Below are 14,578 nucleotides of genomic sequence, written 5' to 3' on the forward strand. Positions count from 1 at the left end.
TCGCAGCAGGCTCCCTAATCCACCAAGCCAACTTCAGCGTCTCGCCTATCACGTTAAGCACTTTTCCTGCACAACATAGCATCTAGGTGCTCCTACTCGTTGACAGCATCCGACATGTCTTGCTGACGTTCTTCCACTTATAGCCACCCTTGGGCCGTTTTCGCTAGCCAAGCGAATTGTAAGTGTGACCATTCAAGACCACGGCACCGGACTGCCCTTGCTTGCCTTACACCACGTACAACACTCAGGTACGGGTCGTATTCATGTGCTGCGCCTGCAGATCTATGAGAGCCAAACATGGCTTAAAAACCCCCATAACGATAGGGAGAATCAATGAGAGTGGGCGAGATAAGCGATTACGTATAGGATATGGGGAAGCCCAGAAGTTCCGGCCAATCCCATACCCATTCCAGGTTTAAACATGCGCGTTCTGCTGACCGGCGGTGCCGGCTACATCGGCTCCCATACCTGTATCGAACTGATCGAGCGCGGCCATGATGTCGTCATCCTCGACAATTTCTGCAACAGTACCCCTAAAGTGATAGAACGTATTGCACGCATTTGCGGTAAGCGCCCATTATTCCTTGAAGCTGACATACGCGATACTCCCACCGTGCTTCAAGCTTTGCAACATCATGATATTGAAGCAGTAATACATTTTGCCGCCCTCAAGGCGGTGGGTGAGAGCCAGTCGGTCCCGCTAGAGTATTTTGATAACAACATAAGCGGCACGCTTAGCCTGCTTAAAGCAATGAAGACCTCTGGCATACGCCCTTTGGTATTCAGCTCTTCGGCTACCGTATATGGTGAGGCACCACAACAACCTGTGGATGAGGCATCACCATTAGGTAGCAGCAACCCCTACGGTCGAACCAAACTTGTTTGCGAGCAATTAATCGGCGACATAGCTAGCGCAAACGGAGGCATCCTGCCGGCAATCCTCCGTTATTTCAATCCCGTCGGCGCCCATAAAAGTGGCCTGATCGGTGAATTACCAATCGGAGTACCTAATAATCTACTCCCCTTTGTTTCCCAAACTGCTGCTGGCCAGCACCCATACGTACGTGTATTTGGTAATGATTACCCTACTCGCGACGGCACTGGCATTCGCGACTATATCCATGTCACCGATTTAGCCATCGCACATATCCGAGCATTGGAATACCTAATATCGCAAGAGAAAGCGCTAACTGTAAACCTTGGCACAGGCCATGGCTACAGCGTGCTAGAAATCATCGATACTTTTCAACGTATCAGTGGCCGACATATACGGATGAGAGTATGCCCACGTCGTCCCGGAGACGTAGCAACCTGTTATGCCGCTCCAGCGCTTGCTGAAAAGCTACTTGGTTGGCGGGCCCAACACAACCTTGAGCAGATGTGCGCCGATGCCTGGCGCTGGCAACAGCAGTTGGATGAACAGACCTAGTACCTCCTTCTGCTTCTGTGATCAGCAGGTTTATTAACTAAATATGTTGATGGAATCCACCTCCCAAATGACCTTAATGGCAAGCGAACTGTCACATCACCCGGGAGACTATCCCCTCCCACCAAGCCAAACCACACAACCGATCATCAATTACGCCACATAATTTATGCGCAGAAGTTACAACCCAAGCACAACCATCAAATTTAAAGCCAATAGCGATAAATCAACAACGAAGGGATATCGACTGTAAATGAAACCATATAAATAATAAAAAAAACTACAACAACTTTTTTATACAAACTAGAGGCTGAAAATTTGGAACTCAGCATACCTGCCAATACCACACCCATCACCGGCAAGAGTGGCAGAAAATATCTACCTTGTACGCCCTCAATAACCTTACTGCCAACTGGTGTCCATGCCACCCACAACATTAACATAACCCCAACCACATAAGATAAAAACACCAAGCCCAACACCAATTTCGCTGAAGAATCAATACGAGCAGGCCCCATCATATCCGAAATCAATGATATAAAAAGTAACCCTCCGGCTAAAATATATGCCCCCTTAGGCAACGGAGTATCGAGCCACCCTAAAATACCAACCATTGATTCCCAGTAGAATAAAATTTTCTCATTAAAGGTATGAAAAAACAAATTTATCGTATCTAATGGAGATGTTAAAGCCTCAAAGAGACGAGACAATGGGGCTTCTTGCACAGATGGATTAGGGTTCTCAAAGTTATATGAAACATGAAGCTGCCAGGCTAAAACCATAAAAACGATCATCGCCCCCACTCCCCAACCTCTCCATTTGCGTTCACGCCTTCCTTCATATATATATAAAGGCAGCAACAACAAAACTAAAAATACAGGCTTTGCCATTGCTAACAGCAACAGAAGTAACCAACTAGCCCCCTCACCCCATCGCCTAATATTCTGCGGGGCTTTAATAGCATGGCTAGACAACTGCCAAGTATATATTGAAATCAATAAAAAAGTCCCTGAAATTGTTATGCTATCAAGGTTCGAACTACCTATTTGCGCCAATGTCATTGGCAGCACCATGACTGCCGCCATAAAACATCGCCCAACCTGAATAATAGATAGTGCCAGTCCCATTGACAATATAGCTATGAACCACATACCAAATCGCGCCCAACTTGCAGCAACCCATGGTGGTTGCTGCAACCATTTAGCCAATCCAATACCTAATGAGGCAGGCAAATAAAGTGACGGGAAATAAACCGCAGCCGGATTATAATATTCCAACTCCTTATCATGCCACTTGAGCGCCCGGGCTTGCTCTTGCATTTCCCGTGTTACCTGATTATCCGGTTTAAAAGGAAGGCTTGAACTCCATACCCTATCATACTCATGAAACCCCTCATCCATATGTTGATTTGCTCTGCCTTCCAACCTTTTTATCAGCACCTCATTATTTAGCAAACTATATGCACGACCAAAATGCGCAGTCTCATCCGGGGATTGCTGAGGCGGAATTAACACAGATAGCAACAAAGAAGAAAAGGCTACAAAACAGAAAACCAGAATATACAATCTTTCTTGAAGGGCTTGAACTCCCAAAGCTCGAGAATATTTCGCTACTCGCATGCAAGCCACACCTACCCCCCCCATAAGAAATACCGAAAGGAGTAGCCAGATTATATTAAACATAATCCCCAGCAGAACCACAGCAGCTAGGAGCATACTTAAAATAAATACCCCATACCATCTTTCAGTAGAGATCATGCTTACCCCCCATCAATTCACAACAATAATAACCTTACTATCGCATTCGACAATAGCATCCGGCGTACCTGTCCAAATATAATAACGATAACGACCAGGATCTGCCGGAAATTTCCCAAGGGCCTCATACCCGGCATTTGCATATAGTCTATTATCTCCAGCCACATCTGGACGAGGCTTTCTTTCCGCTTTCAGCAAAGCACCTGAGCTACTTTGATCGTACGGTTTAAACACCCCATAAATCACTTCCGGTGTTGCATCCGACTTAGATGAAGTTACATTCCATCCTACGATAGTAATATCACTAGACCTAGCATATGGCATAGATTTTGCTGGCACACCATTGATCTGATCAATGTGGGTTATGCATTCTCCGGGGGATATCCTTGAGTAATCCCATCCATCCGGCAATTCAACCCGTGCATCAAGCTTCGCCGGAGCTTGCTCAATGACGGCCGGTGCATTTAACTTATCAAGTTCTTCCTCTTGATATTTATCACTTGCCTGAGGAGGACTCTCATATTGAGAGCATGAGACCATAGACAATGCTAACAACGGGGGGAATATATTTCTAAACATATTATTTCCTCTCATAATTTTTCTTTAGCCATTCTCTGTAATACATACCAATGCCTTCACGCAAGCCTACTATAGGCTGCCATTCCAACTCCGATTGGGCATTTCCTATATCCAAGGAAACTCTATTTACATCATACTCAGGATGCTTTTCGTAGATAACTGACACTTTCTTTCCAAGAACTTCTTGACAAATACCTATCAATTCATTGGTAGAAACCCCAATACCAGTTCCAATATTGAATACATCCTTCTCTCCAGAATACAATATACTCTGGAAAAATGCATCCATCACGTCGCTTATGTATATATAATCGCGAACCTGACTACCATCTCCCCATACAGAAAAAGGCAATCCAGTCTCGATGGAATTCAAAATATGTCCAATAATTCCATGTGCTTTCTTACCCTCTTGCCCTAATCCATAAGGATTACCAATACGCAAATTCACCAAATGACAAGAAGTGTTACGCAAGCAGCTACGCAAAGTAGACTCAATGGCAAGCTTCTGCACGCCATAAAGCCCAATAGGTTTGCAAGCACATTCTTCATTAGCCCCCATAGCATCTTGCCCATAAACTGTTCCTCCCGAAGAGGCAAAAATCAGCTTACACACATTGGTCTTTCGGCATGACTCAGCAATCCGAAATGCTAACGCAAGATTTTTTTCGAGCTCGGCATATCCCCCACGCTCTGCGCTAGATGGAACAACACTCGTAACTAAATGTATACAAACATCCGCGCCTTTCAATAAAATATCCAGCGAGTCAAGCTCAAAAAGATCAGCCACTATATGAGAATTTCTACCAACAATTGGATTACGCCCAATCGAAACGACATCAACTCCCTCTAAGAGAAGTTTATTTGTTAAGTGTGTTCCAAGGAACCCTCCCCCGCCTAAAATCACAGCCTTAGAAATCATTCCCCTGCTCCCACCAAGAGGCGACCAACCTTGCCGATTTCACGGTCCCAACAAGTTTCCTCTACAAATTTCCTTGCTATTTCAACTCTCTTGGCACGTGCATCTTTATCTTCAAGCAATCGTATGATTGCCTGTGCCAACGCTTCCGGCGTAGCCGCAGCAAATTCTGCAACCTCCTTATTCAATCCCCATGTTGCACATGCGTCATTGTTAGTAACTACTGCACACCCACAAGCCATTACCTCATAGGGTAAAAGAGACATATTACTGAAAGAAAGAATCAAAGCAACATCGCATTGAGAATAAAGATCCGGCAATTCAGAGGTATGTAATACTCCAGCATTCAAATGTATATGGTCAAAACGATAATCCGAGACATCCCAACCGGCAAATATAAAATTCACCCCCGGCCGCAACCGTCCAACTAAGTCAAGCGCCAACAACCCCAGTTCAAATCCTCTTCGAGCCGTAGGTGGCCGAACATAAAAAAACACCCGCTCCACGTTATCTCGCTTGGGAACTCTTTTATATATTTCTTTATCATAGGAAAATCCAAAATACCCAAGCGCCTTAACCCCATGACGCTGCTTAAGCTCCTCCACAATCCAGCTTCCTGCACAAATCGACTGAAACCCAAGACTATAAGTTACAGCTGCTGCTATGGCATCGAACCCGGCCGGATAGAACAATGGCTCATAGTCCTGAACAAAGTAATATCGATCCAGCTCAGATGATGAATAGTGCTTAGCAAAATGAGCTGTGATCCAGCTCGTTGCAATAATTTTATTAACCTTAGGCAACAAATCCTCTTCAAAATATATTAATGAGCTTGTTTCACCGAAATATTTATCTAGTTTTGCTTTAGCCTCACCATGGTTGGCATGAGAATGTCCTCCAACTATAACTATAGCCGATCTCATACCAAGCTTTTCAAGGCCACTAACAAATCGGATAATATTTAAATGCCCCCCTGATCCTGCTCCAAAATCTGGAATAAACCAGAGAATATCCACATCAGCAGAGAAATCCAATGAAACTCTCAGTATAGGGTTAGCTTGATTGCAATATTCAGGGGAATATACTGCTCGAAAAAAACCAGCAACATCCTTCTTTGACTCCATCACTACTACTGATGAATTAATTTTTTTGGATAGTAAACCAAAAGTCCTTGCCAATGCTGATCGACTACCTTCTGATCGCATTATTCTTATGAACTTTATAATTCCCTCACCAATCCGAAATTTACCGTACTTTAGCTTCATATCCAAAGAAACCTCGCGCTGTACCCAGTGAGGTAACTTGTCTGAATGCCGTCCCAACCAATGTCCCAAGTGCTTTGCAAACTGACATCCCGCAGCGACACAAGCAATTGCAACAGTACTCTTTGGGCATTCTGATCGAGTATACCTATAATCGCCCAAAGCAGCTGTAAGACCACTACAGAATGCTTCCCATAGATTCGCTCCACCCAGAATATATCCAAAATGGATTCTAAAGGCTTTCGATTCATCGAAAGACCGCTTAAATGTTTCAACAACACCAAAGTCATGTGAATGCTTAACCACTGCATCATGTGCATAAGCTTTCCGATAACCTCTCTCAATTATAGACTTAGCCCATAACTGATCTTCAGCAAAATCAACATCGGGATAAGGAACATGTTCCCATATCGATCTTCTTAAACATGAATTATTATCTGAATAATAATGAAGGTTTTGCCTATACCCCAGATCATTTTGGTAACGCTCAGCATCCTGGATCCAAAAAACTTTACCAGCCTGATGAAAATTCTCAAAATGCTGGTCAAGCTCTCTACTAATGCGAAAGCTAGCATTGTCATGTGCAATATGGCGACCAAATACTCCCGCAATCCTAGAATCATCTTCTAGTGGGCTAACTAAATTTAGCAGCCACTTATTATTCGCTGGAATTGCATCATGAGTCAAGAATGCAACATATTTTCCTTTAGAAAGTTTTACTCCAAGATTCCGAGTGCGACCATGCCCATACTCTTTAGGAGGAATTTGCACCAATTGCACAAAAGTATAGCTGTTAATAATATCCAAAGTCCCATCATTCGACCCCGAATCAATCACAATTACTTCAAAGCCCCAAGGAACCACCTGACCCGAAACGGCCTCTAATACAGATCCAATAATTCCTGATGCATTTTTAACTGGGATAATGATGCTAACTTTAGGTTTTAATTCAATAGCCATATCTTTGACATCGCAACTCATTTCCTTCTTTCCTTTCCTTCCTTTTTAATCAGGAATCAAGCCCCATTGGCACGTCTTTGTTTTGCATCAATTTATTTGGATGGACAAATCCGCCAATTGCGCAAGTATCTTTTGGAGCTCATAAGACTGTTTATTATTTCTCTCTATTTGTAATGTTAATTCGCCCGTCAAGAAATTACTGTCAATATAAAATTTTAGCTTTTCACATAAGCCTTTTACTTTATCGTCAAGAATTCCTTTTTCTCGAACCAACTCATCCAACTTGCACTGCAATATATTATTTTGTTTTTCTTGCTCTTTTTCTCTTATTGATAAACATTGAAGTCTATCCTCAGAATCTCGCCATTTATTCTCCAGCTCTTTATTAACCCAATCAGCACGAGACAAATGATCAGAAATATTTTTAAGGTGCTTCCCTACCTCCCCATTACTATCAAGCGCCAAGCCTTCTAACTCAGTTACACGCGCCTGCAACCGAGTACAATATATATGGATATCAGTCAATGCCTCACTGTAAAAACTTGCAGATTCCCAAATAGAGTTCGCGTAATCTAGCGCTTCTCTAATTCCCTCCTCATCCCGAGCCACATTCATCTTCATGAAAAAATCAACCAATACCTTGGGCACATCTGCATTAGATTTTTCATAATTTTCATGGCGAGCATCACTCGTTAAAAATGACTCTACTGAATCAGCAATTTCCAATGAATTTTTTAACTTGAGGGGTAATTCTAAATAATTATTAAATCGTTCTATCTGCCCTCCCCAATCACTAAGGAGATCTTCATAGTTAATAATAACCCTTCGCATACCTTCAGATGCAATTAACGCTTCACGGTTGTGCTGAAACCAAAGCAAAAAACCTTGAGATAACGGCATACCGTCTCGACGATTAAGAGACACTGCCACCTCCCAAGGATGACGCAATGAAATAACCGCCGACAGTTCAATTTGCCCGCAGCACTTAGCAGCTTCAACCCAAAAAGGTAGTAGCCTCGACAATCTTGGATCCTTAATTATCCAACCAGAATGAGGTCTAAAATCGTGAGCGAGCAACATTTTTGCCTCTGGAAGCAGTGCCATAACCTCAGAGTTCTGCATCCACCCCCGCCCCATTTCCCGCGGGTCACTCCAAGTCCTACCCAGTGCTGCCAATATTCGCTCATTTATTTCAATTACAGGAATGGGTTCCCAATGACCACTGGAATTACCAATCCCAGCCTGAAGCAGTTTTCCGCCGATATGTAAGCCTAGTAGGTTCAATACACGAGTAAGTGCAGAGGTTCCACTCCGATGCATCCCAAGTAAAAAAACACCTTGTGATTGGCCACATTGTCCATTCATTTATATATCTACTCGCAATCAACCTGACTCAAAGACAACTGACATGCAGGCTCTTCAGATAGATCGTAATACCCTCTAACCAATCGAGAAGAGCGTTTCTCTTCGACTTTGAAGATACATACATCCAGAATTCTATATAAAAATCCTAACTCCCCTTCCTCATCCACACCATGACAACCAGCACTTATAAAATATGTCCCCGGAAGAAATCGGTTGCGAAACAGGAATGAAACATTACATAAAGTCCCAGCCGGAATACATTCAATAGAGTCCCCAATCGAATTGGAAGTCATCCCAAACAGTTCTATTCCTTCTACCGACCTTATCATCATGCCAAGATTTATAGCTCTACCATCCTTAAAGAATCTTGCAATATAATTTAATCGATATACTTTATCTGGAGCCAACACATTCACCGAAACCCCGGATTCAGAAAATATCTTTACATCTTCAATACATACACCTTTAGACACCAATTCCACTGTACTAGTAGATTTTAACTCCGACTCAAAACGTTCACTAGAGTCAACGTTATGAATTTCTATATTTGGCGCATGGTCGGCACTAACTTCTATTGATATTCCCGCATCGTCATTTTCTTCCAGTATACCAGAAGCATCCATATGAAGAATTTCATCCAGAACTGCCCCACGTTTATCCTCAGGCGCGTATATCAAGCGTTGATAGAATGCCACCACCTCCTTCGGACGACCAGACAATAACCGATACCCTCCATCAAGCAGGATGGCTCGATCACACAAATGAATGATACTTCCCGCAGAATGCGAAACAAACAGCAAGGTACATCCGGCTGATTTCAGTTGTGCAAGCTTCCCAAAACATTTCCTCTGAAACGCCTCATCCCCTACAGCTAACGCCTCATCAATCACCAAAATATCCGGCTGCACATTGATCGCCAAAGAAAATGCCAAACGAATATACATACCACTGGAGTAAGTTTTAATTGGCTGATCAATGAAGCCTTCTAATTCGGAGAACCTAATAATTTCAGGAATCGCCTCACGCACTTGAGCCTCATTCATTCCAAGCAGCGACGCACCCAAAATTAAATTTTCACGGCCACTAAATTCAGAATTAAATCCAGCCCCCAGCTCCAAGATAGCCGCAACTCTTCCTTTGACTTCAACACTACCGCTTGTCGGCTCCAAAACACCGCAAATTAATTGCAGAAGCGTGGATTTCCCAGATCCATTCTTCCCAATAATTCCGACAGTCTCTCCTCTACCCACCTTAAAACTGACATCAGTTAATGCATTAAACCCATCGAAATATTTCCCCTTACGATTAAGGGATTGCAACAAACGATGATGAGGACGATGGTAAACTCGATATACCTTGGTTAGATTTTCAACATTAATTACGACATCACTATCATGGCTAGACAACATCCGCAAACCCTCTTCGCGCCTTATTAAATAATAGAAAACCCAACAAAGAGAATACGACTGCCCCAATCAAAACCCCTCCAAAATGCGGCATATCCGGTATACGACCACTGAGCATCGCACCACGTGTGGACTCAATCAAATAAGTCAGAGGATTGATTTCTACAAATCCACGCAATCGCTCAGGCACTTGTGACAATGGGTACAACACAGGAATTAGGAACAACATTCCTGTTGTTAATGGCGCAACGATCAATCCAATATCTCGAATATAAATACCAATCGCCGACAATACCCAAACAAGACCAAGACAAATAAACGTTAACGGCAACAACATCAAAAACGCGTAAAGAAAAGTCAATTCTATTCGGCCAGTTAACAACACAACCCCAACAGAAAGCACAACCAGACCAGCCACCGCATTGAATAATGTGGCCAATGTAGAAACTACGGGCAATATTTCCAAAGGAAATACAACCCTAGTAATATAACTAGTATTAGAAAGCAGCAGAGCAGGAGCCTTCAAAGTACACTCAGCAAAAAATGTATACAGCACTAATCCAGAAAAAATTGCCAGCGCAAAAATCCCCTTTCTCGACTCATTCAACTCCCAACGCGCCTCAAATATCTCAGTAAAAACAAGCGTATAAACCGCCAACATCAATAGTGGAAGCAACAGCGACCATGCAACACCAAATAATGAACCACGATATTTGCTCGATATTTCACGCTGGGTCAATCGGAAAATCATCTCACGATGCGTCACGATAGAATGCAACAGCCCGACAATGTTCTGCAATGGATTTTTTTTCATTTGCGAATATTTTAAGTTAAAAACTTAATTTTTGAAGCCTCAAAAATACAAACCATATGAGATTTAAAAAACAATAAAAAATTCCCGAAAAACATCAAGAGACACACCAACTACGGAAAAGGATCAAGCACCCCGACCATCGCAACACTCCTATTGCCAAGAACCATTACCTGGTCATAAAATATTAGCCAACAGTGAATTTTTAAAGAACTCCACATCCTGGCCTTCATCAAAAACCTCTTAGCTCAATCAATTCTAACTTCAGCCATTAATTCATCACCAAGGCGCCCACGTTGGACATCGCACACTTCCTCAAACTTATGACCGAAAAGCGCGGGTCGGACATGTTCCTGTCGACCGGCGCGCCCATCCACATCAAGGTGGAGGGCAGATTGTACCCGCTTGGAACGACCAATCTGCCATCCGGGCTGGTGGAGCGCATTGCTTATTCATTGATGAACAAGGATCAAGTCGAAGCTTTCGAATGCGAGATGGAGCTGAACATGGCCATTGTCATCGAGGATGCTGGACGCTTCCGGGTCAACGTGTTCCGTCAACGCGGTGAAGTGGGCATGGTGATCCGTGCGATCCGGACCGATATCCCATCGGTTGAGGAGCTCAATCTTCCGCCCGTGCTCAAGGACGTCATCACCTCCCCGCGCGGGCTGGTGCTCGTGGTCGGCTCTACCGGCTCTGGCAAGTCGACCACGCTGGCCTCGATGATCGACCACCGTAACAGCAGCATGAGTGGTCACATTCTCACCATCGAGGACCCGATCGAGTTCCTGCACCGCCATAAACGTTCGTTGGTCAACCAGCGCGAGGTGGGCATCGACACTCAGAGCTTTCACAGCGCGCTCAAGAATGCGATGCGCGAAGCCCCCGACGTGATCCTGATCGGGGAGATCCTCGACGCCGCCACGATGGAAGCCGCGATCACCTTCGCCGAAACCGGCCATCTTTGTCTCGCCACCCTGCACTCCAACAATGCCGATCAGGCGTTGGAGCGCATCCTCAACTTCTTCCCCGAGGCCGCGCACAAGAACGTGCTGATGAACCTCTCGCTCAATCTGCACGCGGTGATCTCGCAGCGACTGGTCAAGGGACTCGATGGCAAGCGCCTACCGGCCACCGAGGTGCTGCTCGGCACGCCACTGATCCGCGACCTGATGCGCCGCGGCGAAATCCACAAGATCAAGCCGGCGATGGAGGAGTCATTGACCGAACAGATGCAGACTTTCGACCAGTCGCTGTTCCAGATGTACAAGGGAGGCCGCATCTCGATGGAATCGGCGCTCAACGCCGCCGACTCCCGCGAAGGACTCGCGCTCAAGTTCCGCCTGTCGGAAGGCAGCGCGAACGAGCACGACCCCTATGCCGACGTGTTCACCGGCAAGCCATCGGGCATCACCCAGGGCTTCCAGGAAACCGACTTCTGATCCCAACCGGCGACGCGGCCATCAGGCCGCGTCAGGCTGGTTCTCCGGGCGTGCCGTCTTGAAGGCCGGCAGCGCAAGGCAGTTGGCCTCGATGTGGGTCAGCAATGGATACGGCGCAAGGTCCACATCGAAACGCCGCGCGTTGTAGAGCTGCGGCACCAGGCAACAATCGGCGATCGTCGGTGCATCGCCATGACAGAACGCGCCGGTCTCGGACGAAGCGGCCAACATGGCTTCCATCGCCGCGAAGCCTTCGTGCATCCAGTGCCGCATCCAGGCATCCCCGGCCGGCTGCTCCATACCCACCTCGTACTTCAAGTACCGCAGCACGCGCAGGTTGTTGAGTGGATGGATGTCGCAGGCGACCAACATCGACAACGCACGCACACGGGCACGGCCACCGGCATCAACCGGCAGCAAGGCGGGCTCGGGATGGATTTCGTCGAGGTATTCCAGGATGGCCAGCGATTGCGTGATGCGACGCCGGCCATGCACCAGTGTCGGCACCAGTTGCTGCGGGTTCATGGTGCGGTAGGCTTCGCCATGCTGCTCGCCGCCGCCGCGCAACAAGTGCACCGGCGCGATGCTGCAAGGGATCTGTTTCAGATTGAGACCGATGCGCACACGGTAAGCGGCGCTCGATCGCCAGTACGAATACAACGTGATCGCATCGGTGCTCATCCCGCACGCCTCAAGGTGCCGCTTGGCGCTCGATCACCTGCTCGATCGCGCCGAAGATGTCACGCCCCTGGCGGTCCTTCATTTCGATACGCACGACATCACCGAACGACATGAACGGCGTTACCGGCTTGCCGGTTTCCAGCGTCTCGATGGTACGGCGCTCGGCGAAGCACGACGCGCCACGCGAGGTGTCCTGGTTGGCGATCGTGCCGGAGCCGACGATGGTGCCCGCCGACAGCGGACGCGTCTTGGCCGCGTGCGCGACGAGCTGGGCGAAGTCGAACTGCATGTCCTCACCCGCTTCCGGCGCACCGAACCACTGGCCATTGATGTGGGTGAGAAGTGGCAGATGCACCTTGTTGCCCACCCAGGCGTCGCCCAGTTCGTCCGGCGTGACGAACACCGGCGACAGCGCCGAGCGCGGCTTGGATTGCAGGAAACCGAAGCCCTTGGCAAGCTCAGGCGGAATCAGGTTGCGCAGCGAAACATCGTTGACCAGGCCGATCAACTGGATGTGCGAGGCGGCCTGTTCCGGTGCTGCCGCCATCGGCACGTCGTCGGTAACGACGACGATCTCGGCCTCCAGATCAATCCCGGCATCCTCGCTCACCACCTTGACCGGGTCGCGCGGGCCGTAGAAACCCGCGCTGACCGCTTGGTACATCAGCGGATCGCTATAGAAACTCTCCGGTACCTCGGCGCCGCGCGCGCGGCGCACGCGCTCGACGTGCGGCAGGTAGGCGCTCCCATCGACGAACTCGTAGGCGCGCGGCAACGGCGCGGCGAGCGCTTTCATGTCGATGTCGAATGCGTCCTCGGCATTACCTTCGTTCAACGCCTGATACAACGTGTTGAGACGGGGCGCGAGGTTGCTCCAATCTTCCAGCGCCTGTTGCAGGGTCGTGGCAATGGCGCCGGCACGCACGCCGCGCCGCAAGTCGCGCGAAACGACGATCAGCGTGCCATCGCGGCCGCCATACTTCAGGGAACCGAGCTTCATCCGATTGTCCAACCAGGGAAAAATGCATTTTCCCACAGTCGGCGTGGGCTATGCCTCGTCCTGGAATCCTCCGGCGCGGTAGGTCAGCACCAGCGTGTCGCGATAGCCGTTCACACCTTCCGCGACCGGCTGGATCGGGGTCGACTCGTGGATCACGCGCGGGTCGTCCATCAGCATCAGGCTCCACGGCTGCTCCAACGTGAAGCGAAGGCCACTCGGGCCATCGGCCTCGAACACTCGCGTCTCGCCGCCCTTGATCGCTTGACGGGCCAGCAGGAACACGGCGACGAAATCGACGCCGTCACGGTGCGCGCCCTCCGGGGTCGGGCGGCCGATGCCATCGCTGGTGTCGATGCGGAACTGATGCGCCTCCACCGACCAGCGATGTGTGCCACGCACCTCGTCGCAAACCGCGGCGACGGCGGTGATGACACGATGCCAGGCTGGCCGCGCGCGGGTCTCCTCGCTGACCGGCGCGAACCAACGCAACATGCCGCCATGCAGCGCGTTGTAATCCAGCGACTGCCAGTGCGCACGATGCGGTACGTCCTCCAGCACGCCGCGTTCGCAGCGATAACTGGCATGGCGGCGATAACGGTAGCGACCACCGTCGCGGAGATATTCGTCCGGTGGCAGGTCGTCCCAGGCGGGCAGCAAAGCCTCCAATTCGCCCATCGCGCAGCCGGTGAACCGCACCACGTCATCCGGGGCCAGCAGCGCATAGCCGCGCGCGCGTATATCGGGAATCAGGAAATCGAGCGTGGAAAACGGCGGCTGGAACATCGGCGCAACTCTCCAATAGGCATTTTCGATGCGTATAACGACGAAAGCCCGCCATTGGCGGGCTTTCTCGGCCGGATCGCATACTGGTCGCGACCGGTCTCGGGTTTGGCAGCCCCGGATGGATTCGAACCACCGAATGCCTGAGTCAGAGTCAGGTGCCTTACCGCTTGGCGACGGGGCTATGAAGCGA

Annotated in this window: 12 protein-coding genes and 1 tRNA gene; 2 read left to right on the forward strand and 11 right to left on the reverse strand. The window is 48.2% G+C overall.

Going from position 1 to position 14,578, the window contains the following annotated elements:
• The first annotated feature begins 421 nt into the window (after positions 1–421).
• Positions 422–1,429, forward strand: a complete 1,008-nt coding sequence (galE, locus tag EBB59_RS05510) for a UDP-glucose 4-epimerase GalE (RefSeq protein ID WP_122101145.1) — start codon at positions 422–424, stop codon at positions 1,427–1,429.
• A 203-nt stretch (positions 1,430–1,632) separates the two neighbouring features.
• Here the strand turns inward: galE and EBB59_RS05515 are convergent, their stop codons facing one another.
• From EBB59_RS05515 to EBB59_RS05545, 7 genes are all read right to left on the reverse strand, one after another.
• On the reverse strand, positions 1,633–3,183 hold the full coding sequence (locus EBB59_RS05515; RefSeq protein ID WP_122101146.1) for a DUF2142 domain-containing protein: 1,551 nt from the start codon (positions 3,181–3,183) through the stop codon (positions 1,633–1,635).
• 12 nt (positions 3,184–3,195) lie between these two features.
• Complete coding sequence (locus tag EBB59_RS13410) at positions 3,196–3,762, reverse strand: hypothetical protein (RefSeq protein WP_147455514.1); 567 nt, start codon at positions 3,760–3,762, stop codon at positions 3,196–3,198.
• Position 3,763: 1 nt separating this feature from the next.
• Positions 3,764–4,681: an NAD-dependent epimerase/dehydratase family protein gene (locus EBB59_RS05520; RefSeq protein WP_122101147.1), complete on the reverse strand. Its 918-nt coding sequence runs from the start codon at positions 4,679–4,681 to the stop codon at positions 3,764–3,766.
• Positions 4,678–6,921, reverse strand: a complete 2,244-nt coding sequence (locus EBB59_RS13415; protein ID WP_147455515.1) for a glycosyltransferase — start codon at positions 6,919–6,921, stop codon at positions 4,678–4,680. Before EBB59_RS13415 ends, EBB59_RS05520 begins: the two co-directional genes overlap by 4 nt.
• A gap of 66 nt (positions 6,922–6,987) precedes the next feature.
• Positions 6,988–8,265 (reverse strand): sulfotransferase family protein, encoded by a 1,278-nt coding sequence (locus EBB59_RS13420; RefSeq protein ID WP_147455516.1) that lies wholly within the window; start codon positions 8,263–8,265, stop codon positions 6,988–6,990.
• An 8-nt stretch (positions 8,266–8,273) separates the two neighbouring features.
• Positions 8,274–9,674 (reverse strand): ABC transporter ATP-binding protein, encoded by a 1,401-nt coding sequence (locus EBB59_RS05540; protein ID WP_122101149.1) that lies wholly within the window; start codon positions 9,672–9,674, stop codon positions 8,274–8,276.
• The gene (locus EBB59_RS05545) at positions 9,664–10,485 is read right to left on the reverse strand and encodes an ABC transporter permease (RefSeq protein WP_122101150.1); all 822 of its coding nucleotides are present in this window, start codon (positions 10,483–10,485) and stop codon (positions 9,664–9,666) included. Before EBB59_RS05545 ends, EBB59_RS05540 begins: the two co-directional genes overlap by 11 nt.
• 293 nt (positions 10,486–10,778) lie before the next feature.
• On the opposite strand from EBB59_RS05545, the gene EBB59_RS05550 reads away from it, so the two are divergent.
• Positions 10,779–11,924 carry a PilT/PilU family type 4a pilus ATPase gene (locus EBB59_RS05550; RefSeq protein WP_122101151.1) on the forward strand — a complete coding sequence of 382 codons (1,146 nt, stop codon included), beginning with the start codon at positions 10,779–10,781 and terminating at the stop codon, positions 11,922–11,924.
• Between the two features lie 21 nt (positions 11,925–11,945).
• Here the strand turns inward: EBB59_RS05550 and maiA are convergent, their stop codons facing one another.
• The 4 genes from maiA to EBB59_RS05570 all read right to left on the reverse strand — a co-directional run bounded on the left by maiA (position 11,946) and on the right by EBB59_RS05570 (position 14,569).
• On the reverse strand, positions 11,946–12,605 hold the full coding sequence (gene maiA, locus EBB59_RS05555) for a maleylacetoacetate isomerase (protein ID WP_122101152.1): 660 nt from the start codon (positions 12,603–12,605) through the stop codon (positions 11,946–11,948).
• A gap of 10 nt (positions 12,606–12,615) precedes the next feature.
• Complete coding sequence (locus tag EBB59_RS05560; protein ID WP_122101153.1) at positions 12,616–13,605, reverse strand: fumarylacetoacetate hydrolase family protein; 990 nt, start codon at positions 13,603–13,605, stop codon at positions 12,616–12,618.
• 48 nt (positions 13,606–13,653) lie between these two features.
• Positions 13,654–14,388 carry a 2OG-Fe dioxygenase family protein gene (locus EBB59_RS05565; RefSeq protein ID WP_122101154.1) on the reverse strand — a complete coding sequence of 245 codons (735 nt, stop codon included), beginning with the start codon at positions 14,386–14,388 and terminating at the stop codon, positions 13,654–13,656.
• 106 nt (positions 14,389–14,494) lie between these two features.
• Positions 14,495–14,569 (reverse strand) — tRNA-Gln (locus EBB59_RS05570).
• Positions 14,570–14,578 lie beyond the last annotated feature (9 nt).

This window comes from Solilutibacter pythonis (assembly GCF_003697345.1).
Classification (GTDB): Bacteria; Pseudomonadota; Gammaproteobacteria; order Xanthomonadales; family Xanthomonadaceae; genus Solilutibacter; species Solilutibacter pythonis.

Coding starts and splice junctions, on each gene's coding strand:
- EBB59_RS05565 (WP_122101154.1), bottom strand. CDS start 14,388: ATGTTCCAGCCGCCGTTTTCCACGCTCGATTTCCTGATTCCCGATATA.
- EBB59_RS13410 (WP_147455514.1), bottom strand. CDS start 3,762: ATGTTTAGAAATATATTCCCCCCGTTGTTAGCATTGTCTATGGTCTCA.
- EBB59_RS05540 (WP_122101149.1), bottom strand. CDS start 9,674: ATGTTGTCTAGCCATGATAGTGATGTCGTAATTAATGTTGAAAATCTA.
- EBB59_RS05515 (WP_122101146.1), bottom strand. CDS start 3,183: ATGATCTCTACTGAAAGATGGTATGGGGTATTTATTTTAAGTATGCTC.
- maiA (WP_122101152.1), bottom strand. CDS start 12,605: ATGAGCACCGATGCGATCACGTTGTATTCGTACTGGCGATCGAGCGCC.
- EBB59_RS13415 (WP_147455515.1), bottom strand. CDS start 6,921: ATGAGTTGCGATGTCAAAGATATGGCTATTGAATTAAAACCTAAAGTT.
- EBB59_RS05560 (WP_122101153.1), bottom strand. CDS start 13,605: ATGAAGCTCGGTTCCCTGAAGTATGGCGGCCGCGATGGCACGCTGATC.
- galE (WP_122101145.1), top strand. CDS start 422: ATGCGCGTTCTGCTGACCGGCGGTGCCGGCTACATCGGCTCCCATACC.
- EBB59_RS13420 (WP_147455516.1), bottom strand. CDS start 8,265: ATGAATGGACAATGTGGCCAATCACAAGGTGTTTTTTTACTTGGGATG.
- EBB59_RS05520 (WP_122101147.1), bottom strand. CDS start 4,681: ATGATTTCTAAGGCTGTGATTTTAGGCGGGGGAGGGTTCCTTGGAACA.
- EBB59_RS05545 (WP_122101150.1), bottom strand. CDS start 10,485: ATGAAAAAAAATCCATTGCAGAACATTGTCGGGCTGTTGCATTCTATC.